22 protein-coding genes are annotated in these 22,927 nt (G+C 48.5%); 13 read left to right on the top strand and 9 right to left on the bottom strand.

Annotated elements, in window-relative coordinates:
* Positions 1-65: 65 nt before the first annotated feature.
* The 3 genes from GN278_06910 (at position 66) to GN278_06900 (ending at position 2,569) form a co-directional block, all read left to right on the top strand.
* Positions 66-875 (top strand): creatininase family protein, encoded by an 810-nt coding sequence (locus GN278_06910; GenBank protein XAT60568.1) that lies wholly within the window; start codon positions 66-68, stop codon positions 873-875.
* A gap of 248 nt (positions 876-1,123) precedes the next feature.
* Complete coding sequence (locus GN278_06905; GenBank protein ID XAT60567.1) at positions 1,124-1,456, top strand: hypothetical protein; 333 nt, start codon at positions 1,124-1,126, stop codon at positions 1,454-1,456.
* 282 nt (positions 1,457-1,738) lie between these two features.
* On the top strand, positions 1,739-2,569 hold the full coding sequence (locus GN278_06900; protein XAT60566.1) for an EamA family transporter: 831 nt from the start codon (positions 1,739-1,741) through the stop codon (positions 2,567-2,569).
* Positions 2,570-2,580: 11 nt separating this feature from the next.
* Here GN278_06900 and GN278_06895 read toward each other — a convergent pair whose 3' ends face one another.
* From GN278_06895 to GN278_06880, 4 genes are read right to left on the bottom strand one after another with little or no spacing between them, the layout of a single operon-like run.
* Positions 2,581-3,531, bottom strand: coding sequence for a 2-hydroxyacid dehydrogenase (locus GN278_06895; GenBank protein ID XAT60565.1), 951 nt, complete (start codon positions 3,529-3,531; stop codon positions 2,581-2,583).
* A 2-nt stretch (positions 3,532-3,533) separates the two neighbouring features.
* Positions 3,534-4,382 carry a 2-hydroxyhepta-2,4-diene-1,7-dioate isomerase gene (locus tag GN278_06890; protein ID XAT60564.1) on the bottom strand — a complete coding sequence of 283 codons (849 nt, stop codon included), beginning with the start codon at positions 4,380-4,382 and terminating at the stop codon, positions 3,534-3,536.
* Between the two features lie 10 nt (positions 4,383-4,392).
* Positions 4,393-6,186 carry a dihydroxy-acid dehydratase gene (locus GN278_06885; GenBank protein ID XAT60563.1) on the bottom strand — a complete coding sequence of 598 codons (1,794 nt, stop codon included), beginning with the start codon at positions 6,184-6,186 and terminating at the stop codon, positions 4,393-4,395.
* 4 nt (positions 6,187-6,190) lie between these two features.
* Positions 6,191-6,934 carry an SDR family oxidoreductase gene (locus GN278_06880; protein XAT60562.1) on the bottom strand — a complete coding sequence of 248 codons (744 nt, stop codon included), beginning with the start codon at positions 6,932-6,934 and terminating at the stop codon, positions 6,191-6,193.
* A 510-nt stretch (positions 6,935-7,444) separates the two neighbouring features.
* Here GN278_06880 and GN278_06875 point away from each other — a divergent pair.
* Positions 7,445-8,065 (top strand): LysE family transporter, encoded by a 621-nt coding sequence (locus tag GN278_06875; protein ID XAT60561.1) that lies wholly within the window; start codon positions 7,445-7,447, stop codon positions 8,063-8,065.
* A gap of 178 nt (positions 8,066-8,243) precedes the next feature.
* On the top strand, positions 8,244-9,449 hold the full coding sequence (locus GN278_06870; protein XAT60560.1) for a DNA photolyase: 1,206 nt from the start codon (positions 8,244-8,246) through the stop codon (positions 9,447-9,449).
* 12 nt (positions 9,450-9,461) lie between these two features.
* Here GN278_06870 and GN278_06865 read toward each other — a convergent pair whose 3' ends face one another.
* Complete coding sequence (locus GN278_06865) at positions 9,462-11,864, bottom strand: glycosyl hydrolase (GenBank protein XAT60559.1); 2,403 nt, start codon at positions 11,862-11,864, stop codon at positions 9,462-9,464.
* Between the two features lie 387 nt (positions 11,865-12,251).
* On the opposite strand from GN278_06865, the gene GN278_06860 reads away from it, so the two are divergent.
* Positions 12,252-12,710: a hypothetical protein gene (locus tag GN278_06860; GenBank protein ID XAT60558.1), complete on the top strand. Its 459-nt coding sequence runs from the start codon at positions 12,252-12,254 to the stop codon at positions 12,708-12,710.
* Positions 12,711-12,717: 7 nt separating this feature from the next.
* Here the strand turns inward: GN278_06860 and GN278_06855 are convergent, their stop codons facing one another.
* Positions 12,718-14,289 (bottom strand): long-chain-fatty-acid--CoA ligase, encoded by a 1,572-nt coding sequence (locus tag GN278_06855; protein XAT60557.1) that lies wholly within the window; start codon positions 14,287-14,289, stop codon positions 12,718-12,720.
* Between the two features lie 363 nt (positions 14,290-14,652).
* Between GN278_06855 and GN278_06850 the strand changes: the two genes are divergently transcribed.
* Positions 14,653-15,039 (top strand): hypothetical protein, encoded by a 387-nt coding sequence (locus GN278_06850; GenBank protein ID XAT60556.1) that lies wholly within the window; start codon positions 14,653-14,655, stop codon positions 15,037-15,039.
* 60 nt (positions 15,040-15,099) lie between these two features.
* Positions 15,100-15,420: a hypothetical protein gene (locus tag GN278_06845; GenBank protein ID XAT60555.1), complete on the top strand. Its 321-nt coding sequence runs from the start codon at positions 15,100-15,102 to the stop codon at positions 15,418-15,420.
* A 9-nt stretch (positions 15,421-15,429) separates the two neighbouring features.
* Here the strand turns inward: GN278_06845 and GN278_06840 are convergent, their stop codons facing one another.
* Positions 15,430-15,639 (bottom strand): hypothetical protein, encoded by a 210-nt coding sequence (locus GN278_06840; GenBank protein XAT60554.1) that lies wholly within the window; start codon positions 15,637-15,639, stop codon positions 15,430-15,432.
* A 380-nt stretch (positions 15,640-16,019) separates the two neighbouring features.
* On the opposite strand from GN278_06840, the gene GN278_06835 reads away from it, so the two are divergent.
* Positions 16,020-17,765 (top strand): adenylate/guanylate cyclase domain-containing protein, encoded by a 1,746-nt coding sequence (locus tag GN278_06835; GenBank protein XAT60553.1) that lies wholly within the window; start codon positions 16,020-16,022, stop codon positions 17,763-17,765.
* Between the two features lie 30 nt (positions 17,766-17,795).
* On the opposite strand, the gene GN278_06830 is transcribed toward GN278_06835, so the two are convergent.
* Positions 17,796-18,278: a DUF2306 domain-containing protein gene (locus GN278_06830; GenBank protein XAT60552.1), complete on the bottom strand. Its 483-nt coding sequence runs from the start codon at positions 18,276-18,278 to the stop codon at positions 17,796-17,798.
* 219 nt (positions 18,279-18,497) lie between these two features.
* Here GN278_06830 and lipB point away from each other — a divergent pair, with 219 nt between their 5' ends.
* The 4 genes from lipB (at position 18,498) to GN278_06810 (ending at position 22,401) form a co-directional block, all read left to right on the top strand.
* A complete protein-coding gene (gene lipB / locus GN278_06825; GenBank protein XAT60551.1) occupies positions 18,498-19,145 on the top strand; it encodes a lipoyl(octanoyl) transferase LipB in 648 nt (215 codons plus the stop codon).
* A gap of 160 nt (positions 19,146-19,305) precedes the next feature.
* Positions 19,306-20,994 (top strand): cytochrome c oxidase subunit I, encoded by a 1,689-nt coding sequence (locus GN278_06820; protein ID XAT60550.1) that lies wholly within the window; start codon positions 19,306-19,308, stop codon positions 20,992-20,994.
* A gap of 80 nt (positions 20,995-21,074) precedes the next feature.
* Complete coding sequence (locus GN278_06815; protein XAT60549.1) at positions 21,075-21,779, top strand: HAD-IA family hydrolase; 705 nt, start codon at positions 21,075-21,077, stop codon at positions 21,777-21,779.
* 127 nt (positions 21,780-21,906) lie between these two features.
* On the top strand, positions 21,907-22,401 hold the full coding sequence (locus tag GN278_06810) for a DUF2244 domain-containing protein (GenBank protein XAT60548.1): 495 nt from the start codon (positions 21,907-21,909) through the stop codon (positions 22,399-22,401).
* A 34-nt stretch (positions 22,402-22,435) separates the two neighbouring features.
* Here the strand turns inward: GN278_06810 and GN278_06805 are convergent, their stop codons facing one another.
* Positions 22,436-22,897: a GatB/YqeY domain-containing protein gene (locus tag GN278_06805; protein ID XAT60547.1), complete on the bottom strand. Its 462-nt coding sequence runs from the start codon at positions 22,895-22,897 to the stop codon at positions 22,436-22,438.
* Between the last annotated feature and the right edge of the window lie 30 nt (positions 22,898-22,927).

The raw sequence follows: 22,927 nt of genomic DNA, 5'->3' as shown, positions 1-22,927 counted from the left end.
TAAAAATCTACTGGAAATATGGCACTCTATTGCTCTACGCTTCACCTTTAAATGGAGAACGTAAAATGATTGAAGTCGACTGGGCGCGCTTGAAGGCCCATGAACTGCGAAAGTTGGCCAACGAAAATGCAATCGTCATATTGCCGATCGCTTCAATAGAACAACACGGGCCGCATCTGCCGGTAATGACAGATACGCGTTTGGGACAGGAAGTTGCTCACCGTGCGGCACGCAAAGCCTATGCAAAGCGCCCAGTGGTGGTAGCCCCAACGGTTTGGTCAGGACTGTCTGAGCATCACATGCCTTTTGGAGGTACACTGACTTTGTCACATGACACATTTAGACGGGTGTTGCGGGATCTAATTGAGGCTATAGCGCGACAAGGGTTTAAAGATATTCTTATCTCAAACGCGCATGGCGGAAACATAATTGCCATGCAGCAGATATTGGATGAGCTGTCTCCAACATCCAAAGCAACCTTGGTGGCAACCACCTACGTTATGGAAGCCGGAGAAGATCTATCACAATACTTAGAAGATCAACCAGGGGTCATGCATGCTGGTGAAGCCGAAACTTCAATGATGCTTGTTTGTGAACCTGACCTCGTTGACCTGTCGAACGTGGATAAGATTGCAAGTCCAGAAGGTGGCAAAGATTTTCTATCTGCAGGGCGTAACTCTTACAGGTGGCGACCTTTTGCTCATATGACAGAAAATGGATTGGCGGGAAATCCAGCACGCTCCAATGCTGAGAAGGGTGAAAACATGTTAGAAGCTGGTGCAGAGGCGCTGGCAAAGTTGATGATCGATCCCGAAACTTGGGCGGTTCCCAAAGATCTAAGATTGGCTGAAACGGGTGGTGTGCCTTTTCGTTAGGGTGCTCGTCATTGGTCAGGAATGATTGCTCTACTCAGCGAACCACCAAACTAAACTGCGGGGCGTATATTTTGCGATGGCAGGCGGATGAATTCCACAATTCCACGCGACTTAAAAATGCAAATTGTTTATTTTTTCCTCTACTTTTATGCTCCATGACAGTGCGTGTTGATAAATATCGACACCACGCGAAACTAAAGGTAAAAAAAACCAGTTAATGTTTTTATGGTTACAAACGGAGTACTGGAATGCAATTAATTGAAGCAGTGAAAAAAGAAGAAGCTGAAGGCGTTGTCAAAGAATCCTTAGAGGCAATCGAAAGCGATCTCGGCTTTATTCCAAATGGTATGGCTGTTGCAGCGAATTCTCAAGCAAGCCTAAAGATGATGTTTGCTATCGATAAAGCGCTAGAGCAAGGCGAATTGCCTGACAACCAATTGGAAACTGCAAGAAAGAGTGGGCTATCAGATAGTGTGATAATCGAAATTATTTCGAATGTGATAAGCGCTATGTACGGGAATTACATAAATCACGTGGCAAAAACAGACATTGATTGGCCTCTATGTCGAATGGATTTGTAAATCTGTCAGCTATATTAGCTATTCCCAATTACCTATAAGATCACATGGCTACACATGGTGATGGAAGTTCAATTCCGCCCATATGAGGGCTGTTGAATTACGACAAGCAACACCTGATTTTTTTGAATTTAGCCAGTACATGAAAAGCATATCTGTCGGCACGATATCGGCCCGTCTTCGGGGGGATGAAACCGATTGCTTTGCCCAAACTAGGTTGTAGTGTGGTTCAACGTTTAGCAGAGCCCCAATTAGGCAAATTATGATTGTTCAGAAAGGTCGTGCATGTATATTTTTCTGGCTGTTCTATTTGCTGCACTTTTACACGCCGGCTGGAACGCGGTTATCAAATTTGGCGATGATAAATTTCAAGGCATGCTGCTTTTATCCTTTGGCCATGGCATTTTTGGCCTTTTTCTTATTGCGCTTTACCCAATCCCCGATTCAGGCAGCTGGTTATTTCTCTTAGGGTCTGTCCTCTGCCATCTGATCTATAAGGTTTTTTTAACCTTTGCCTACACAAAGGGTGATCTGAGCCGAGTGTATCCAATCGCCCGCGGCACCGCGCCGATGATCGTGCTCACAATCAGCCTTCTTTATTTGCCGGATGCTGTCAGCAACCTCCAGATCGCAGGTATATTGTTGGTGGGATTGGGCATTTTACTAATGGCAAGAGGCATCATTACCCACAAAGAAGAGCGGGCACTGATACCTTTTGCCCTCATGGCAGCGGTTGGAACAGCCGGATATTCGCTTTTTGACGGACTGGGTGCGCGTGCCTCCGGAACGGCTTTGGGCTATGTAGGGTGGTTATTTTTCTTGGATGCTGTTCTGTTCATCATTGCAGGGCTCGCTTTGCGCGGCCGGGAAATGATCCCAAAATCAAGGCCGATTTGGATCCAAGGCTTGCTGGCAGGGGGTGCGTCAGTTGGTGCCTATTCAATTGCAGTTTGGGCAATGACGGTTGCACCGATTGCCGTAATCACGGCCCTTAGAGAAATTTCTGTACTCTTTGCGGTGATCATTGGAATTTTCTTTTTCAAAGAAAAACCATCGATTGATAAACTTATATCCGCATTAATGATTGTTACTGGCGTGATTGCAATCGGGATCTAAGCCAGTACCCTTTACATTTTGGCACATTCTGGCACCGGGCTGATCACTGTACCTTGCTCAAAATGTTGTAGCAGATTATCGACGGTCAAAGCCCCCATGGCAGCGCGGGTTTCATGCGTTGCGCTACCGACATGGGGCAACAGAACTACGTTGGACAGGGCTCGCAAGGCCGCAGGCACCTTTGGCTCACGCTCAAACACATCAAGCCCAGCCGCCCCTAGTCGCTGCTCTTGAAGCGCAGCGATCAAGGCGGCTTCATCTACCACAGAGCCGCGACTTACATTGATCAATATCCCCTCTGGCCCTAATGCTTTGATCACATCGGCATTGACCAGTTTATGGGTCGATGGCCCACCGGGCGTTATACAGATCAAAACCTCACTATCGCGGGCCATGGCCGTCAGATCGCTGTAATAAGTGTAATCTACAGATTTTTCATTGCGCGCATGATAAAGAATTTTTGCATTAAACGGCGCAAGCTTGTCGGCAATGGCCTGACCAATTCGTCCCAATCCAACAATCCCAACCGTTCGGTTGTCCGCAGTGCGCGTGAGCGGCGCATTGCCATCGGTTTGCCATTTTCCAGAGCGCACATAAGCATCATCTGCCAATAGATTGCGATAACAGGCCAACATCAACATTAAAGCCGTTGTTGCAACTTCGGCATTTAACACATTGGGGGTGTGCGTGACCCAAATTCCACGGCTTACAGCCTGCGCAGTATCAATCGCATCATAGCCAACGCCGTAACAGCTAATGAGCTTGAGATCGGGCATAGCCTCAACATATTCAGGCCTGATCCCGTCATGGCCGTTGGTAGACACATATTGGATTTTGGCACCATGCTCTTTCAACCAGGCCAACGGGTCGGTCATATCCGCCAGCTCATGAATGGTAAATTTTGCCGCTAAACGCACGCGCATGGTGTCGGTGACATCACCAATCAACAAAAGCTCTGCCAAATCTATGCGTCCTGTGTTACGTTTTGCCTTTGTTTGCCAAGACCTTCAATACTGAGCTCCATAACATCTCCCGTTTTTAAGAAAACCGGCTCAGGCTTGATCCCCAAACCAACCCCCGGAGGCGTTCCGGTGCTGATCACATCACCGGGATGCAGCGTCATTAAGCCGGACAGATGTTCGATAATTTCGGCAACGGTAAAGATCATTGTGCGGGTATTGCCATTTTGCATCCGCTTCCCGTTCACGTCCAAAGTCATGTCTAGGTTTTGCGGATCGGCAATTTCATCACGAGTGACCAACCAAGGCCCTGTTGGACCAAAAGTGTCACAGGATTTTCCTTTGGTCCATTGACCCGTCAGGTTGGCTTGAAAATGGCGCTCGGACACATCATTTACGATGCAATAGCCGGCCACATGATCGAGCGCTTCGGCTTGACTGACATATTTTGCAGTTTTGCCAATCACCACGCCCAACTCGACTTCCCAGTCGGTTTTCACAGACCCGCGCGGCATCGAAACCTCATCATTGGGGCCGACGATGGCAGAATTGGCTTTAAAGAACAAAATCGGATGCTCTGGAATGGCCGCGCCGGTTTCGGCAGCGTGATCTGAATAATTCAAACCAATGCAGAGGAATTTTCCAATATTGCCGACGCAGGCACCAATGCGCGGATTGCCTTTAACCTCGGGCAAACTGGCGTGATCTAAAGCGCGCAAAGCCTGCAGCGCAGGATCAGACAAGGTGTCGCCAGCAATATCGGACACATGGTCCGACAAATCGCGCAGAACGCCATTCGCGTCGATAATTCCGGGTTTTTCAGCGCCCAGCGCGCCGTAACGAACTAATTTCATTTGTCGTTCCTCAATGGTTATCCCTAGGCGTAAATTTACGTGCGATATCACGATATTGATCAGCATCTTTCAAGGTCATGCCCTCATCAAAACGGCCAACTTTCTCACGGAAATATTGCTGCCAAGGTGATTGATTTTCCGGATGCGGATAGCCCTCAGCTTCAAAAATGCGGGCGCGCTCGGCCAATTCATCCAGGGTCACCAGCATATCAGCTGTGCATTTGTTAAGATCAATACGAACACGGTCACCGGTTTTCAACAACGCAAGCCCACCGCCTGCGGCGGCTTCAGGCGAAGCATTTAAAATTGACGGGCTGCCAGAGGTGCCAGATTGGCGGCCATCACCAATACACGGCAGGGCCTCAACCCCCTGCTTCAAAAGATAGGCAGGCGGGCGCATATTTACCACCTCGGCGCCGCCCGGATAGCCGATGGGACCCGTGCCGCGCATGAAAAGGATAGAGTTTTCATCAATGTTTTCGGCCGGATCATCAATACGGTGGTGAAACTCCTCTGGCCCGTCAAACACGATGGCCCGCCCCTCAAAAGCGTTCATATCTTCTGGGTTTGAAAGATATGCTTTGCGGAAATTTTCGCTAATCACGCTGGTTTTCATGATCGCACTGTCAAACAGATTACCGCTCAAATTGATAAAGCCCGCATCCGCAAGGATTGGCTGGTCAGCTGATTTAATAACCTCAGCATTCTCTGAGCGGCGCGCGCGGCAATTATCGCCCATGGAGTGGCCATTAACAGTTAGCGCGTCGGGATGTGGCAACAGACCTGCGGCCAGCAACTCTCCGACCACGGCCGGCACACCGCCAGCGCGGTGATAGTCTTCGCCTAGATATTCGCCAGCAGGCTGCAGGTTCACTATCAAGGGCACATGATGCCCGACCGCTTGCCAGTCGTCATTGTTAAGCTCAACGCCCAAATGCCGCGCGATGCCGTTCAAATGAATGGGCGCATTGGTTGATCCGCCGATTGCCGAATTTATCACAATGGCATTTTCAAAAGCAGCGCGGGTCATAATTTCACTGGGGCGTAAATCTTCCCACACCATATCCACAATCCGCCGGCCCGTTTCATAGCTGATCTGACCGCGCTCGCGGTAGGGCGCAGGAATTGCTGCCGCACCGGGCAATTGCATGCCCAGCGCTTCGGCCAGCGAATTCATTGTGGTGGCTGTTCCCATGGTATTGCAATAGCCCACCGAGGGCGCAGAACTGGCGACCAGGTCCATAAAGCCATCGTCATCAATTTCGCCTGCTGCCAGCATTTCACGGGCTTTCCAGACGATGGTACCAGATCCGGTACGTTCGCCCTGAAACCAGCCGTTTAACATCGGGCCGACCGATAAGGCAATGGCAGGGATATTTACCGTTGCCGCCGCCATCAAAAGCGCAGGCGTGGTCTTGTCGCAGCCAATATTCAACACGACACCATCCAAAGGATAGCCAAAGAGCGTTTCAACCAGTGACAGATATGCCAAATTACGGTCCAGCATTGCTGTTGGCCGTTTGCCGGTTTCCTGAATAGGGTGCACCGGAATTTCAATTGGCGTACCACCAGAGGCAAGGATACCGTCCCGCACCCGCTTAGTCAGTTCAATATGATGGCGATTACATGGGCTAAGATCGCTGCCGGTTTGGGCAATGCCAATGATCGGCTTTCCAGATTGCAATTCTTGGCGGGTCAGCCCGTAGTTCAGATAGCGCTCTAGATACAGCGCAGTCATCTCGGGATTGTCTGGGTTCATAAACCATTTGCGGGATCGTAAATCTTTGATGTCTATTTTCTTCATATTCCTACCCTGACCAGCCGCCGTCAATCACGTGACCTTGCCCTGTTGTAAATGCGCTGTCGTCGCTTGCAAGATAAACCACCAGCGCGGCAATTTCTTCAGCCTGTGCAATCCGTCCCATAGGCTGGCGGGCTACAAATGCTTTCATCGCGGCATCGTAATCGCCCGTCGCCTGCAACCGGTCATGCAGGCTAGGGCTGTCGACTGTGCCGGGACAAATCGCATTACAGCGAATGCCTTGGGTGATGTAATCAATCGCAACAGACTTTGTTAGCCCCAAAACCGCGGCTTTCGTGGTGCCATAGATAAACCGGTTTGGCGCGCCAATGATCGAGGAACAGGCAGAGGACATGTTTATAATCGACCCCGAGCCGCGCTCTAACATTCCCGGCAGGCTGGCGCGAATGGTGCGCAGCATTGAGCGCAGATTGAGATCAAAAGCAAAATCCCAGTCATCATCCCGGGCCTCTAAAATGGTCCCGCTGTGCACAAATCCAGCGCAATTAAAAAGCACGTCTGGCGCAGCGCGTTGCACGCCTTCGCTTACGCTGTCATCATCGCACACATCAAGTTCGAAAATTTCAATATTTTCATGATTGGCCTGTCGAATCGTGGACAGAGTTGTCATGTTGACATCCGTTGCAAACACCTGAGCGCCCTCTTCCGCCATTGCCAGCGCCGAAGCGCGACCAATACCTTGGCCTGCAGCTGTAACGAGAACGTTTTTTCCCTTAAGCCTTTGTTTCATACATGTAACCCTTTAAAAAAGCAGAAAAGGAAAGCCCTCTTCTGCTGTACAGCTTCGACACTTAAAGTCAAATTCTGGCACCACTTCCAGTTTCGAGGCCCAAAATAAGTTGAATACTTCGGACTGGTACACAGCCTAATTTACAAGAAATAATTTAGCCATAGCCATAAGTGAATACAGAAATATAATCTGCCTAATCAAAGAGCGGGCATCTCTTTGCAAACTTGACAAGTTACACCTCATCTCTGGCCTGACTATCCGTGCGTCCATAGGCTTTTTTGTTTGGTCATAATAGGGGCTTTTAAAATTGTCCAAGCAAGATTAATCAGCAAAAATTGAGCATAGATATGAAAGGCAGGGCTATCAAATTCAGTTTAGCCATGCAATTTGCTAGTTATTGATGATGAGCAATTGCACAGGGCACTTGTCAGTGGAGATATATGAAACAGAATGATGCCAATTTATGAAAAATCCATCCGGCTTTGCCTGAGCAAAGAGATTTAACTTATTATGCCCTTTTTTGATCTGCTACCGGCGTTAGGCTTTTTCTTGCTCAATGTCTTTGTGCCCGGCCCAAACGTTTTGAACACAATCGCAACCTCAACTGGTTCTGGATATCGCGCAGGGCTGGCCTGTGCGCTTGCTTGCGGCTTGGGCATACTTCTTTGGGCAAGCGCTGCTTTGTTTGGCGCGGCTGCTTTTTTTGAAACATACCCATTGGCCAATCAAAGCCTGATTATTCTTGGAGGCAGCTTGCTGATCTATTTTGCTGTTCGATATCTGAGAAAGGCCTTTAACCCACAGAGCCAATTGCAAAGCATTCAGGATCAGTCATTTTCTTTAGCTTTCTGGCAAGCTTTCGTGGTGATGATGACCAATCCAAAAGTTCTTACAACTTGGCTTGCTGTTATTTCTCTTTTCCCAATAATTACGCTTGGCTTGCAAAATATATTTGGGTTTATCCTGCTCTCTGCCGCAGCATCTTTTTCTGGTCATGCTATTTTTGCCACTTTCTTTTCCTCCAAAACAGCTGCAGCGATGTATCTTTTGCTGTACCGCCCTCTAAATGGCCTGGTTGGTATCGGGTTTTTTTTCTATGGTATCAAACTTCTATCGGGTGCATTTGTGTGATCGGGGACATCGCCGGTGCCAAGCCAGAATGTAAAGCTTGTTAGGAGCCACTGCACATTATCTTAAACGCAACATAATTTCGGACAGTTGAGCTGTTCTCCAATCAGGAGCACCACTGATTGAACCGCTTAAACTTTGCATTAGATCATCAAAAAACAAAAGCGGGTTAAATGCAGTTATGTCCTTTCCAGCCACCAAAGCCGACGCACTATATCACTTGAATAGTTTTGCCCCTCGGGCTGGCATTAGCTATGCGAAACAGCGTAATTTTGACCGCGGCGCAGGCGGCCATACGGATGTCTCATGCCTTTCCCCGTATATTCGGCGCCGGATTATCACAGAAACAGAGGTGCTGACGTCGGTTCTCGACCATCATTCGTTCAAGGACGCAGAAAAGTTTGTTCAAGAAGTTTTTTGGCGCACCTATTGGAAAGGCTGGTTGGAAATGCGGCCCTCGGTTTGGGCCAAGTATCAAGCTCAACTGGGGATTCAATGCAATCAAATCGCCACTCAATCCGGTTTGCGCCAGCAATGGGAAGCGGCCTGTTTGGGGCGAACAGGGATAGAGTGCTTTGATGCTTGGGCACTAGAATTGGCGGATACCGGTTATTTACATAATCACGCACGAATGTGGTTTGCTTCAATCTGGATCTTTACTTTAAAGCTGCCATGGGAGCTTGGGGCGGATTTCTTCCTGCGGCACCTTTTTGATGGCGATCCGGCTTCAAATACATTGAGTTGGCGCTGGGTTGCTGGGTTGCAAACCGCAGGTAAGACTTATCTGGCGAGACCTGACAACATCGCAAAATATACCGATGGGCGTTTTTTCCAATCTGGTCTGGCAACTACGGCCCAGCCGCGCACAGAAACTGTCACACATCCGCGCCTGCCGGCACCTCAGACACAAAACTATGATAAAGCCGCGCCGACATTCGTGCTTCTTCACGATGATGACATGGATTTATCGCCTCTTGTCGATAGCTTTGAAAATATTGTCGGAGCAGTGCGGGTAAGCTGTTTGGAAAGGCTGACACCTTTTGAAATGTCACCCGCCGTCATAGAATTTGTTGAAATGCTTATTAAAGATGCAGATCACAGATGGTTTGAGCGTATTGGAAACATTCATAAGGCCACCAGCGCAGATGATATTATTTCAAAGGCCCTTGATGGTGCAGCCACGCAAATTGCCATCCCCTACGCGACTGTAGGTCCGACATCTGATTTCATTACGGCCCTGAAGCGCAAAGCGCATGACAGTGGAATCGGCGTTGTATCGGTCCTGTCTGAGTATGACCAAATGTGCTGGCCCAAAGCAACGCACGGTTTTTTTCGCTTTAAAGAGCACATCTCGCAATTTCTGCGAGATTTAAATATGGGTCCCTAAAGCGGATCGGAACTAGCGGCGGAAAAGCCTTGCCATGGCGCGCAGCCAAGCACCATTTAAAACATGAATAAGGAGGTCTAGGTGCTTTGATTTAACGGCGCCATTGCTCATATTACGAAGAGTGCTTAGCCGCATCGAAGTGACAATCGCTTCCTGCATTTTTTGCACCACTGGGCTTGGAGTTTGGCCGCCAGTATGCTCCCGCATCATCTCATTGACTTTTGCGATCAAACGCTTGCCCAGCCAATGATGTTTTATATCCTCTAAGGTCGTTTGCACCGAATAGGGGCGAATTGGATCTGGAGGCGTAATTTGCAATCCCAAATCGTCAAGGGCTGCGTCGTCCATAATATAATAGGGCTGCTGGGCTTTGGGACTGTATGAGGGGCTTTCCTGACCCGTTATTTCAATACTGCGGCTCAGCCGGATATCACAGCAGGACGCACCAATGAGAAGTTCAAATTTGCCCGGCTCTATTTGCCAATCATCAGTTTCAAGATCGAAATAGGCAAAGGCCCTTGCATCTAGCTCAAAACTGCATGTCTTTGTTTCACCGCTGGCAAGAGACAGTTTTTGAAATCCCTTCAGCTCACGATCTGGCCGGTAGACCGATGCCTCACAATCGCGAACATAAAGCTGAATGATTTCTGCGCCGCTGCATGCCCCGATGTTGGTGACCTCAAGCGTCACCTGAACCAAAGGGTTGGCCGCATTATATTGCCCTGACACCTTCAGGTTGTCATAGCTAAATTCCGTATAACTTAACCCATGACCAAAGGGGAAAAGCACCCCGTCTTGTGACCCACCATAGGCGCGGTAGCCAACATTCAAACCCTCACGATAGACAATCTGGCGCGGATGATTGGCAAAGTTAGGCTGTGAAGGAACATCCGCTAAGGACAGCGGGAAAGTTTCGGCTAATTTACCACTAGGCGATAGCTTTCCAAACACCAAATCCGCCATTGCCTCGGCTCCGGCCTGCCCACCTAGATAGGCCTCAAGGACTGCGGGAACCCGATCAAGCCATGGCATTTCGATCGGAGAGCCGTTCGACAATATAAACGCACAGTTTGGGTTGGCTTTTGACACCGCCTCAATCAATCTATCGATTTGCGCGGGTTGTTTGAGCGTTGTTCGGTCAAACCCTTCGGCTTCAAACAGCGGCGGCAACCCTGCTAGGATCAAGACCTGATCTGCTTTTTCAGCGGCCTCAACAGCCTCTTTGATCAAACCCGGATTATCTTCTGCCAATTCAGGATCAAAGCCAGGCGCATAGGTGATCTTCGCGCCATTCATTTTGCGCAAAACCTCAAGTGGTTTTTCAATTCGCGTGGCATTGACCTGCGAGCTGCCTGCACCCTGAATGCGCGGGGTTTCGGCAAAGGCGCCTATCACCGCCAGTGAGCGCTTTGTATCAAAAGGTAAACACCGGTCTTGGTTTTTCAGCAAAACTGCGCCTTCGGCAGCGCCTTTGCGCGCAAGATCATGATGCGCGTCAAAATCAACATTATAGCTTTTGGAATTGTTCTGGGCGGCCAGCATCAGCGCACTCACACGCTGCGCCGCACGATCCAGATCTTCTTCTGCCAGTGCGTTTTGCTCAACCGCGAGGGCAACCACATCGTCATTCACCCCGCCGCTGCTTGGCATTTCAAGCTCAAGACCCGCCGAAACAGCCTTTGGGCGATCATTGATCGCCCCCCAATCTGTGACAACCAAGCCTTCAAACCCCCACCGATCGCGTAGAATACCGGTCAAAAGCGGTTTATGCTCACTACAGAAGGTACCGTTTAACTTATTATAAGCGCACATAACGGTCCAAGGCTGCGCTTCTTTGACTGCGATTTCAAAGGCCGGCAGATAAAGCTCAAACAAGGTGCGGCGATCAACCAAAGTGTCGACAACCATACGGTGCGATTCTTGGTTGTTCGCGGCAAAGTGCTTAAGGCTGGTGCCTATACCCGTGCTTTGTACGCCCTGAATAAATTTTGCAGCCAGTTTGCCCGATAAAAACGGATCTTCTGAATAATATTCAAAATTGCGTCCACACAGCGGATTGCGTTTAATATTCACACCCGGCCCCAGCAATACGGCCACGTCTTGTGCCTGACATTCACGGCCAATCGCAGCGCCGACCTCTTGCAGCAGTTCGGCATCCCAACTGGACGCAAGGGTCACCGCGGTCGGAAAGCAGGTGGCCGGTACAGACGCGTTCAGGCCCGCCTGATCAACAGCCATATCCGCTTTTCTCAGGCCATGCGGGCCATCTGCGACCATAACCGCATCCAATCCCAACCTTTCAAGCGGTTGCAAATGCCAAAAGCTACTGCCTGACATCAGACTTGCGCGCTCTTGCAATGTCATTTCAGACACCAATTCAACAGCTCGTGACCAAACTTCTTTCGGGCTTTTCATCTATTCACCATTTTTTTACGCCTGTCTGGGGCATGTGTTGTGAATTCCACGCTTCAATGCGCAGTAAAACTGCACCTAGAGCATTCTATGACTATTTCATGCTCATGTCTCTTATTACCGCGAAATGCCGCTTTTACCATCGCGGAGCAAAATTTTTTCTGCTGTTATTTGCGGAAAAGGGCTTGGGGCTTTGGCGGTAGTCCTTTAATATTACTCTAAAGCAGGTCTAAATCTAATTTTATTTGGTCTTTTCCTTGAGCTCATTTTATCCGTAATGGATCGTTTCTAAGGATCCTAAAGGATTTCAGAGGAACCTGCACTTCTATTTAAAAGCCGTATTTAATGGCGCGTTGCTTTAGGCAAGACCACAAAGGGAGACCTCATAAAGTGAATATAATCAGAAATTTATTTCAGCAAGATCATGATAGATTTGAAGGGATACGTCCAATAAACATCTATGGGATAAGGTTTATTTTTATTTTGATGGCAACGTTGCTGGCTATGGATGTTTGGCCCCATATAATCACTGATGATCTGTCACGGGACCCAACTGACGCCATGAACTGGAGTGTCTGGGCTGCCTTTACGTTATGTGCCGTTATTGGAATTTTTCGTACGGTTAAAATGATCCCGATAATGCTTTTTGAAGTTGCATACAAAACGATTTGGTTAATTTTGGTGGCCCTTCCACTGTTCCTTGAGGGCAATCTTTCTGACGATACAACAGATGGGATGATTTTTCCTTTTTTGCTCGTGATCCTACCAATAGCCTTTATGCCATGGGGTTATGTTAGAAAGACATATTTTATGTTCGGAAGGGGATCAGAACGTTACAAGCAAAGGTAAGCCGCACTTATTGCCGCGAAATGCCACTTTGACCATCGCGCAGCACAAATTTCTGCACTTTTCCAGTTGCGGTTTTGGGCAATTCTTCGACAAAGCTGACCCATTGAGGGGTTTTAAAATGCGCTAAATTATCCCTCACATGCAGTTTTATGTCAGCTTCGGTGACCTGTGATCCAGGTTGAATGACAACAAAAGCATGCGGCGACTCGCCCCATTTCTCGTGCGGCATCCCAACAACAGCAACCTCTTGAACGGCTGTATGCGTCAGCAGGCATCCTTCAATTTCAATTGACGATACATTTTCGCCGCCGCTGATAATCACGTCTTTGAACCGGTCCCGAATTTCCACATATCCATTGGGGTGCACCACGGCCGCATCACCGGAATGAAACCATCCGTTTTTAATGGCAGCAGCGGTTGCTTCAGCATCGTTATAATAGCCTTTCATCACCACGTTGCCGCGCACTGTGATTTCCCCCAGCGTTGCACCATCGTGCGCCACCTCATGGCCGCCTTCGTCGACAACTCGCAATTCGCCCGACGAGACAAGCTCGACCCCCTGACAGGCTTTAAGCGCTGCGCTTTCGGCGGGGGATAAATCGCGGTGTTCGGGGCGCAGTTCGCAAATGGCGATAAAGGGCGATGTTTCCGTTAAACCGAACACATGGGTCAGTGACCAGCCCAACTCACCCTCAACGATTTTAATGGTGGCGGCAGCTGGGGGCGCACCGGCGGTGAACACATTGACCTGCCATGATGTTTTTGCGCGCTGCTCTACCGGGGCGCTGGTCAGCCCGATTAAAACCGTTGGCGCCGCGCAAAACATAGTGATCTTTTCTTTTTCGATAAGCTCAAAAATACGCTGTGGTTCCACTTTCCGAAGACAGACATGCGTCATGCCCCGTGCTGTATTAATCCATGTAAATGTCCAGCCGTTTGCGTGAAACATTGGCAAGGTCCAAAGATAGCGATCACCGGGTTGCAAATGGTGATGCGCCAAAGTTCCCATCACATTGAGATAGGCATTCCTATGGGTGACCATCACACCCTTGGGACGCGCCGTTGTGCCGCTTGTATAATTGATCGTGATCAAATCAGTCTCTTTGATGGTCACAGCAGAAAATTTGGGCGACTGTGCAGCAAGTGTCTCTTCGTAATTAATCCAACCCTCAGCATTGCCTTCAAGCGCAACAAAATGTTCGACGCCTACCAACTGGTCGCGAATGCTGTTCACCGCCTCAATCAGATCGGAATGGACGCAGACCACTTTTGCGCCGCTATGATTGATAATATATTCAAAATCCTGCGGGATAAGCCGAAAATTAATCGGCACCATCACCGCGCCAATTTGCGGGACCGCGTAGTATCCTTCTAGATGGCCATGGGTATTGGGCGCAATATAGGCCACCCGATCGCCCTGCCCCACATCCAGCGATTGCAGCGCAGAAGACCAGCAATCGCAACGTTCAAGAAATTGCGCATAGGTAAAACGTAGGTCTCCATCTACCACCGCTTCGCAATCTGGGTACAGCCGACGCGCGCGGCGTGAAAACTCCATTGGGCTTAATGCGATTTCCATTGTGCGGTCTCTCCTTGGGCTGAAGGTGTGCTTTGCCTAGGTTATCGAAAAAATAGATAGAGTGTAGATTTTTTTGTATAACGTGAGGAAAAGCGGTCTTGGCTAAAATGCCCTGATTTTTTAGCCAAAAGAATATCACGCATAGCTAAAGTCGCGCACTTGAGAGACAATAGTCAATAAAACAACTGCCTAAAGCAAAATTAAGCAGTAGGTTTTATAAATAGAAAAGTACCTAAAATTTAAGCATTTAAATATAAATATCCGAAAAATTATTAATTTATTCAACTAGACAGCCAAAAACCTTTGCTTTGAAAAAAATTTTAGTAACTATTAATTAAAAAATTCTTATCCAAGGATGCCTCCATGAAATTAGATACCCTTTATAAAGTATTTGCAGTGCTCCACGGTGTTATGGCACTCATGATGTTATTTGGTGGGCCGATGATTTCAAACATGAATGGCTGGGACCATTCTATTGGCATTGTTACTATGGCAGAGCATCACGGCGCAGGTTTGTTAGGTATCAGTCTTTTATTCTGGATGCTGCCCAGATGGCTCTCTGAGGATGGGCTAAAAGATGCAACCCCTACAGCGCTTTTGGTGCAAGCTATTCTCGCAGTAATGCCGCTATATCATGCCGCAGTTGGCGCAATACCTGTAGATGCCAGCTTGGCCGTTATGATGATTGTTTTGCTGGGCCTGATGTATTTGTTTTTCCAAGCCGCAAAAAAGGAACCAGAGCCAGAGTAAATAGCCTCAGGTTGAAATACAGTAATAGCAAAGAACCATGGGATATAGAAACCTCAGAACATGATTAAATGTCCATCTTGTGCAAAAGTTAACAAACCTGCGAAGCGCGTGGATTTTGCGGGGGCAAAACAGATTTGCCCCTATTGCAAATTTATGTGGACCGAGCCGTCTTTGGCGCTTAAAAAACATCGGGAAACTCGGTATTCACGACTTTTTGACCTGCATGAACTTCTGCGCGAACGGCAGTATAAAAATCTAGAAAACAAATTTAACAACAGAGTAATCTCTGCACAAAAATATAGTGACGAAATTGCCAAACTTGAAAGCCGCGATGAAAATATCGAGTTTGCGCTTGAAACGGTCTACGCCAAGTCAATTTAACCCTGCAGATTAACCATGAAGCGAACGATATGCCTCAAAATCAAAGTGCTTTGCCTTTGATTTATGCGGCTTGACGCTTATCGAAACCGTGACGTTGGCCTTGTATTTTTTGTTCCGGCGCTGCTGACCTGATTTATCCGCTTTAGCCGTTGCCTTTGTGCCAACCGCAAAACTAGAAACCACAGATTGCGACGCGAGAGTGTGGGTTGGTATTTGCATCGAGACACCTCTCTCATCGGGTATGTGCCTCTTTATTTTACGGCCGATTGTTTGAAAAGTTTAAAGGCACGCATCCTTTATGGGTTTAAATGCATGCCAGTGTCTGGGCGGCAAACCAACTTCTATTTTGCGAGGGAATTGCCCAGAATATCTAAATTGGTAGCGAATAGACGCTAATTATAACTTTTCAGGGCGGCGCATGTTTTTTCATCTAAATCACTAAGCGCAACTTTGAGTAATAAAAATTATTGAAACATAAATATATACGAAACACCCCAAAAAAGAGATAATTAATACTGGTTTAAATTATCATTTTGACTGTATATTGTCGCAAAAGCGTTACCCAAAAACTTTTACATTCAACTGCACAGAGCGCGTCCATGTCAGATAAAATCATCCGTAAAATCGCTGTTATTTTTGTCACCGATGTGGTGAGTTTCAGCAAGCTAATGGAACGCGACGAAGACCAAACGCTGCAAAGCTTTCGCGCCTGTAAGGCTATTTTGGATAATTTGTTCCAAGAGCACAGCGGCAGAATTTTCAACACCGCGGGGGATTCAGTACTTGCCGAATTTCCAAGCGCCGTTTCGGCGGTTATTTGCGCCGCCGAATTTCAAAAGCTGATCAAAGAGCGCAATGCCTCGGTGGATAGTTCGGCGGAAATGCACTTTCGCGTGGGCTTGAATATGGGCGACGTGATCGTCGAGGGCGATAATCTTTATGGTGACGGGGTGAATGTCGCCGCGCGGCTCGAAGCGCTGTCGCAACCGGACGGTGTGTGCCTTTCAAAAAGCATTCATGATTTTGTCAGTCAAAAGGTTGACCTGGCGTTTAAGGACCTTGGGGATCAAAAGGTCAAAAACACCGTTGTACATGCCTTTGACATGACCTTTGAGGGCATGGCCGTCAGAGAATTGCAAGATAAGCCAGTCGAGCCGCAAGCCGAGGGTGGCAAACCACCTGCAATCGCAGTTTTACCGTTCAAAAACATGAGCAACGATGAAGAGCAAGAGTATTTTGCCGATGGGGTAACCGAAGATATTATCGGGCATCTTTCACTTTGGAAAACCTTTCCGGTCATTTCCCGGAACTCAAGCTTTAGCTTCAAAGACACCACTCTAACCACTGTCGAGATCTCCGAAAAACTCAATGTACGCTACCTTGTTGAAGGCAGCATTCGCAAAGGCGGCAATAAAGTCCGCATTAGTGCAAGCCTGATTGATGCCGAGCAGGATAAACAAATCTGGTCAGACCGCTGGGATCGGCCGATGGATGATATTTTCGATGTTCAGGATGAAATTTCGCTGGCCATAGCGCGCAAGGTTAACCCAACCATTCGCAGCGAGGAACGTGCCAAAGTGCTGACCAAATCTGCCACCAGCGCCTCGGCTTGGGATACCTATTTAAGGGCGCTTGATCTTTTCAATAAACGCTCAGATACCGAAGAAATCCACCAGCTCTGCGATCAGGCCATTGCAGCGGATAATAATTTTGTAGATCCCTATGCGCTTAAATGCCGAACTTTGATCCGCGAGCGGTATAGTCCAAAAAATATCAAGCATCACGATAGAATTTCCAAACAAATCTTTGAAATTGCGACAGATATTCTCAATCGCGATAAAAACAATTCCGATGCACTTAATTGTATGGCGTCCTACTATATGTCGATCAACGATGTCGTCAATTCAGGCCATTATGCAAAACTGGCCTCTGACGTGAACCCAAACAATGCGCAGACCGCATTTAATCAAAGTTTGGTCAGCGCGCTTAATCACGATATTGAGAGCGCTCTGGAATATTTGGAAAAAGTCAAGTTTCTAGATCCATCAGAACTTGAGGAATGGCCGCAGTTCGAGGTTGGCCTTTTGATGGTGAATGATCGTATGGATGAGGCCTATGAGCAAATTCAACGGGCGATTTCCAAAGATCCAAATAATAATATGCTGATTGGTTTTCTCGTGGCTGTCCTGGGTAATCTTGACAGGTTGCCTGAAGCAAAAGAGAAGCTCGAACTCTTCCGTAAAATGCGGCCAGATATCACATCGCGAGAAGATTACGGCAAAGTGGTGCCGGATTTCGCGCGGGATATCATCCTTCAAGGTATGGAAAAAGCTGGCTTGAGCTAAATCAACGGATTGCGACTGTCCTGTGCACTTTCATCCCGCGCGCGGTAGTGGTCCGAACCGGCGCCAGACCCATATTCCCACCGCCAAAAGCGCAACAGCCAAAGCAAAGCCCAAAACCGCATAGCCGGGAAAGAGCGCATGGCTAAGCATTCGCCCCGGCAAAAGCGTGAAGACGCCCGGAATACCCAAGGCAAGAAAATATAGCGTTTGCATTTGTTTGGCGTGTTCTGCCCGGCGGCCCTGCCGAATGAGCCGCACCCCTCGCACGAGGCCGAAAAAAGTTAATACAGAAAGCAGATGGATCGGGCTAAAAGGCCCCCAGATACGAAACCCAAAGATAAAAAACGAGCTAAGCGCGGTCAGCGCCAACGCCACAACCCAGCTATAGCCAAGCCAGCGGTGCAATTTATCGCGTCGATTTCGAAAGATCGCCACAGGGCCGATAATCAAAGCGTAGAGCGCGCAGATGATATGAAACTTTATTTGTATCGGCGCTTGTAAAATTAGTTCCATAATTTTTATTTGATCCCATATGGCCTGCGCGTTTTGGTGCTTGAAAGATCATAGCACTCGAATATGTCCTTATAGGGGCAGGACATTCCCCGTCGCCTAAGACAGATTGGCAATTCGCCTCTAATCCTTTAATGATGCTGTCAAATCCGCGCAGTTCCAGTTTCTGCAAAATTTAAAAACGGCTCGGATGTGATCACATTCGTAAACCAAGAGGGCCGCATGGTTGAATGGATTATCTCGGATCGGTTGATCGAATATCAAAGTGCCATCGACTGGATGGAGGTTCGTGTCAACGATATTGCTGCGGGGCGCGCCGATGAGGCGATCTGGCTGCTTGAGCATCCGCCGCTTTACACTGCCGGCACCAGTGCCCGCGCGGCGGATCTGATAGAACCGGATCGCTTTCCGGTCTATGCAACGCGCCGCGGCGGACAATACACCTATCACGGGCCTGGCCAGCGGGTGGCCTATGTACTGCTTGACCTAAACAAACGCGGCAAAGATGTGCGTGATTTTGTGCAAAAGCTTGAGCGCTGGATTATTAACACTCTGGATCAGTTCAATGTACGCGGGGAAACCCGTGAAGGCCGCATTGGGGTATGGGTGGAACGGCCGGAAAAGCCGCCCCTGCCCGACGGAAGCCGCACCGAAGATAAAATTGCCGCTCTTGGTATCCGGTTGCGGAAATGGGTGTCTTTTCATGGGCTTTCGATCAATGTTGATCCCGATCTTTCGCATTTTAGTGGCATCGTGCCCTGCGGCATCGCACAGCACGGGGTCACAAGTTTGGTCGATCTAGGATTGCCCATAACCCTGCAAGACATAGATGTTGCGTTGCAGCAAGAGTTTGACAAAGTGTTTGGTTAGATTTTGAGAGAGAAAAAATCGCTCTATCCGCGTCATTTTTTCACCCCCTGCGGCAAAGTCGTGCATTGCCCCTAGGTGCGATGCACACTAAAACATTTGGCAAGAAGGCAACGCCGCTTTGAGTCGCTTTGCCAAATGTCAACTTAATTAGGAGGCAGACATGGCAGACGCAGCCATCCAGGGCCACGAGCACGAAGATCATCGCGGGTTTTTCACACGCTGGTTCATGTCAACCAACCATAAAGATATCGGCATACTTTACCTTATCTCGTCAGCCCTTGTCGGGTTTATCGCGGTCGCTTTCACCGTTTACATGCGGATGGAGCTAATGAACCCCGGGGTTCAGTATATGTGCCTCAACGAAGCCGGAGAGGCCGCAGCGAGATTGGTGTCAGGCGGCACCAACTGCTATGCTCCAAATGGCCACCTTTGGAACGTGCTGGTCACGGCTCACGGTATTTTGATGATGTTCTTCGTGGTTATTCCAGCGCTGTTTGGAGGGTTTGGCAACTACTTCATGCCACTTCAAATTGGCGCACCGGACATGGCTTTTCCTCGGATGAACAATCTGTCTTTCTGGCTCTACATTGCAGGAACAAGTCTTGCAATTTGTTCAGTGTTGGCCCCCGGCGGAAATGATCAGCTTGGCTCTGGGGTAGGTTGGGTACTGTATCCTCCTCTATCGGTAAATGAGGGCGGACTGTCGATGGACTTTGCGATTTTCGCGGTGCACTTGTCCGGAGCCTCATCCATTCTGGGCGCAATTAACATGATCACAACATTTTTGAACATGCGCGCACCCGGTATGACATTGTTCAAAGTGCCCCTGTTTGCATGGTCAATCTTTGTTACTGCATGGCTCATTTTGCTAGCGCTTCCTGTGCTTGCTGGCGCGATCACAATGTTGCTAACCGACAGGAACTTTGGCACCACATTCTTTGATCCTGCCGGCGGCGGTGATCCAATCCTTTATCAGCACATCCTGTGGTTCTTTGGCCACCCTGAGGTCTATATTATCGTGCTGCCGGGGTTTGGCATTATCAGCCACGTGATTGCCACTTTTTCGCGTAAGCCAGTGTTCGGCTATCTGCCGATGGTCTGGGCTTTGATTGCCATTGGCGCGCTGGGTTTTGTGGTCTGGGCGCACCATATGTACACCGTTGGCATGTCGCTGACACAGCAGTCCTACTTTATGCTGGCCACCATGGTGATTGCGGTGCCCACCGGGGTTAAGGTCTTTAGCTGGATTGCCACGATGTGGGGCGGCTCGATCGAGTTTAAAACTCCAATGCTTTGGGCCTTTGGATTTCTGTTTCTGTTCACAGTTGGTGGTGTAACCGGTATCGTATTGTCGCAGGCCGGTATCGACAGAGCCTATCACGACACCTACTATGTGGTTGCACACTTCCACTACGTGATGTCGCTTGGTGCGGTGTTTACAATCTTTGCCGGGATTTACTTTTATTTTGGCAAGATGACCGGGCGGCATTACCCTGAATGGGCGGGTAAGCTGCATTTCTGGATGATGTTTATCGGATCAAACCTTACGTTTTTCCCGCAACACTTCTTGGGCCGTCAGGGTATGCCGCGTCGTTATATTGATTATCCAGAGGTGTTTGCCTATTGGAACCAATGGTCAAGTTTTGGCGCGTTCTTATCCTTTGCATCATTCCTATTCTTTATTGGGATCATCACCTATTCGCTGCTGCGCGGCGCAAAAGTGACTGAAAACAATTACTGGAACGAATATGCTGATACGCTGGAATGGACTTTGCCGTCTCCACCGCCCGAGCATACCTTTGAAATTCTTCCAAAGCAGGAAGAGTGGGACAAAGCACCGGCACATTAAACCGTGCGATAATTCCATAGAAAAGCCCCGTTAATTCGGGGCTTTTTGCATTCTTAAAATGATTTTTATGTGTTTAAACTATTTTTGTGACCCATTTTGACGCCATCTCATTCGATATAGATCAAACTCTTATCGACTTTAAAGCAGCGCTTGATGAAGCGCTGCAAGCAGCGTCAGACTGGCTGTTTGCCTATTCCGGCCACAGGGTCAGCATTAATGAATTTCAGCACCAGCGCGATCTTGTGGCGAAATCTTTTGCCGGCAAAGCAGTTAGCATGCTTGCCATAAGGCATGCCTCATTTTGCCAAATCGTAACTGCCAGAGGCCTTTCCGTGGGAACTGCCGATTTACTTCTTGATGTGTTCACCCGTGTTCGATTTGGCTCTGTAAAGTTCATGCCAGGCGCGCGTGCGATGCTGGAAAAACTCTCAAGCGGGCTAAAGGTTGCAGCCCTTACCAATGGAAACTCAAACCCGAATAAACTCGGTTTTGGCCGATACTTTGATATCATAATTTCGGCCGAAAACTTTCCGTATGAAAAACCTGATCAGCGCATATTTGATGTCTTGCTGTCCAAATTGGAATTGACCGTACCTGAGCGGGTAATCCATGTGGGCGATTGCCTAACAAATGATGTCAGCGGCGCCAACCAAGCCGGTTTAAAATCGGTTTGGTACAACCCAGGCCAGAAACTTGCATCACCGACTATAAAACCTGACTTTGAAATCATACATCTGGCTGAGCTTATTTCACTCTTAAAAACCGCGAAAATACCCTCGGCTTAGCTCTATCAATCAGGGTTATATTGAACCCAGCGCCCCCGCATCATACAAAATTATGCATGCGACAAAGCGGCACCTTTGCTTTGTTCGTCGCTTCACTACTTTTTGGTGAGGAAAGATAGGTTGCGTTATGCCATATGATTGGATCCAAAAACAGCAAAGCCCGGGGAGCCGGATAATTGAGCTTTGGCCACATAATTCGTTACCGCCTAATGGGTTTGCAGGGTTTATTCTGGCAACTTTCGCTCTTATCACGCTGCCGCTATATGGCTTGATGGGGACTGTCGTCTTTTGGGCGTTGCTACCGTTTTTAATGGTTACACTAGGAGTGATTTGGGTTGCTTTACGCCGAAGCTATTTTAACCGCCAGATTCTTGAGCAGCTCACATTGGACAGCGAAGAGATAGAATTAGTACGCCAAAATCCCTCTGGCGCCACTCAAAGCTGGTCATGCAACGGGTATTGGGCCAAAGTTCAAATGCATCCCAAGGGCGGACCAGTGCCAAATTATGTCACGCTTAGCGGCAATGGGCGCGAGGTCGAAATCGGCGCTTTTCTGAGCGAAGAGGAACGTAAAGCACTTTATGATGATTTGCGCCATCTCGTGCAGGCATACAAACAATAGACTATGCAGCCATTCTAAACAGTGTAGGCGATGGTTAAGAGGATAGTTTTCCTTTTACCAGCGGACCAACCGCGCCAAAATCCATTTGGCCAGTGTATTTTGCTTTCAAAGCCCCCATGACTTTTCCCATATCACGGATAGAAGATGCGCCTATATTGTCCACCGCTACTGCAATGGCTGTTTCGATTTCATCTTGGGACAATTGACGCGGTAGAAATTCTTCGATCACTTTGATCTCGGCCAATTCGCGCTCTGACAAATCAAACCGTCCGGCTTCTTCATAGGTGCGGGCGCTTTCTTGTCGTTGGCGGGTCATCTTGCCCAAAATCGCCAAAACCTCGGCATCATCGACGCCTTCATCGTTTCCTTCAGAGCGGGCTGCAATATCCCGATCCTTGATGGCTGCATTAATCAACCGAACTGTCGAAAGACGCGCTGTCGCTTTGTCCCTCATCGCCTGTTTCATGGCCGCATTAATCCGGGCGCGAAGTTCCATAGCAGTCCTCATGCATTAAAACCGTCGGAG

Source organism: Rhodobacteraceae bacterium Araon29 (assembly GCA_039640505.1).
Classification (GTDB): domain Bacteria; phylum Pseudomonadota; class Alphaproteobacteria; order Rhodobacterales; family Rhodobacteraceae; genus CABZJG01.
The sequence above is the reverse complement of the archived record's forward strand: the minus strand, read 5'-3'. Positions and strand labels throughout refer to the sequence as shown.

What these genes read in the sequence shown, in the direction of transcription:
- GN278_06910 (XAT60568.1), top strand. Translation starts at nt 66, where the DNA reads ATGATTGAAGTCGACTGGGCGCGCTTGAAGGCCCATGAACTGCGAAAG.
- GN278_06905 (XAT60567.1), top strand. Translation starts at nt 1,124, where the DNA reads ATGCAATTAATTGAAGCAGTGAAAAAAGAAGAAGCTGAAGGCGTTGTC.
- GN278_06900 (XAT60566.1), top strand. Translation starts at nt 1,739, where the DNA reads ATGTATATTTTTCTGGCTGTTCTATTTGCTGCACTTTTACACGCCGGC.
- GN278_06890 (XAT60564.1), bottom strand. Translation starts at nt 4,382, where the DNA reads ATGAAATTAGTTCGTTACGGCGCGCTGGGCGCTGAAAAACCCGGAATT.
- GN278_06885 (XAT60563.1), bottom strand. Translation starts at nt 6,186, where the DNA reads ATGAAGAAAATAGACATCAAAGATTTACGATCCCGCAAATGGTTTATG.
- GN278_06880 (XAT60562.1), bottom strand. Translation starts at nt 6,934, where the DNA reads ATGAAACAAAGGCTTAAGGGAAAAAACGTTCTCGTTACAGCTGCAGGC.
- GN278_06875 (XAT60561.1), top strand. Translation starts at nt 7,445, where the DNA reads ATGCCCTTTTTTGATCTGCTACCGGCGTTAGGCTTTTTCTTGCTCAAT.
- GN278_06870 (XAT60560.1), top strand. Translation starts at nt 8,244, where the DNA reads ATGTCCTTTCCAGCCACCAAAGCCGACGCACTATATCACTTGAATAGT.
- GN278_06865 (XAT60559.1), bottom strand. Translation starts at nt 11,864, where the DNA reads ATGAAAAGCCCGAAAGAAGTTTGGTCACGAGCTGTTGAATTGGTGTCT.
- GN278_06855 (XAT60557.1), bottom strand. Translation starts at nt 14,289, where the DNA reads ATGGAAATCGCATTAAGCCCAATGGAGTTTTCACGCCGCGCGCGTCGG.
- GN278_06850 (XAT60556.1), top strand. Translation starts at nt 14,653, where the DNA reads ATGAAATTAGATACCCTTTATAAAGTATTTGCAGTGCTCCACGGTGTT.
- GN278_06845 (XAT60555.1), top strand. Translation starts at nt 15,100, where the DNA reads ATGATTAAATGTCCATCTTGTGCAAAAGTTAACAAACCTGCGAAGCGC.
- GN278_06840 (XAT60554.1), bottom strand. Translation starts at nt 15,639, where the DNA reads ATGCAAATACCAACCCACACTCTCGCGTCGCAATCTGTGGTTTCTAGT.
- GN278_06835 (XAT60553.1), top strand. Translation starts at nt 16,020, where the DNA reads ATGTCAGATAAAATCATCCGTAAAATCGCTGTTATTTTTGTCACCGAT.
- GN278_06830 (XAT60552.1), bottom strand. Translation starts at nt 18,278, where the DNA reads ATGGAACTAATTTTACAAGCGCCGATACAAATAAAGTTTCATATCATC.
- lipB (XAT60551.1), top strand. Translation starts at nt 18,498, where the DNA reads ATGGTTGAATGGATTATCTCGGATCGGTTGATCGAATATCAAAGTGCC.
- GN278_06820 (XAT60550.1), top strand. Translation starts at nt 19,306, where the DNA reads ATGGCAGACGCAGCCATCCAGGGCCACGAGCACGAAGATCATCGCGGG.
- GN278_06810 (XAT60548.1), top strand. Translation starts at nt 21,907, where the DNA reads ATGCCATATGATTGGATCCAAAAACAGCAAAGCCCGGGGAGCCGGATA.
- GN278_06805 (XAT60547.1), bottom strand. Translation starts at nt 22,897, where the DNA reads ATGGAACTTCGCGCCCGGATTAATGCGGCCATGAAACAGGCGATGAGG.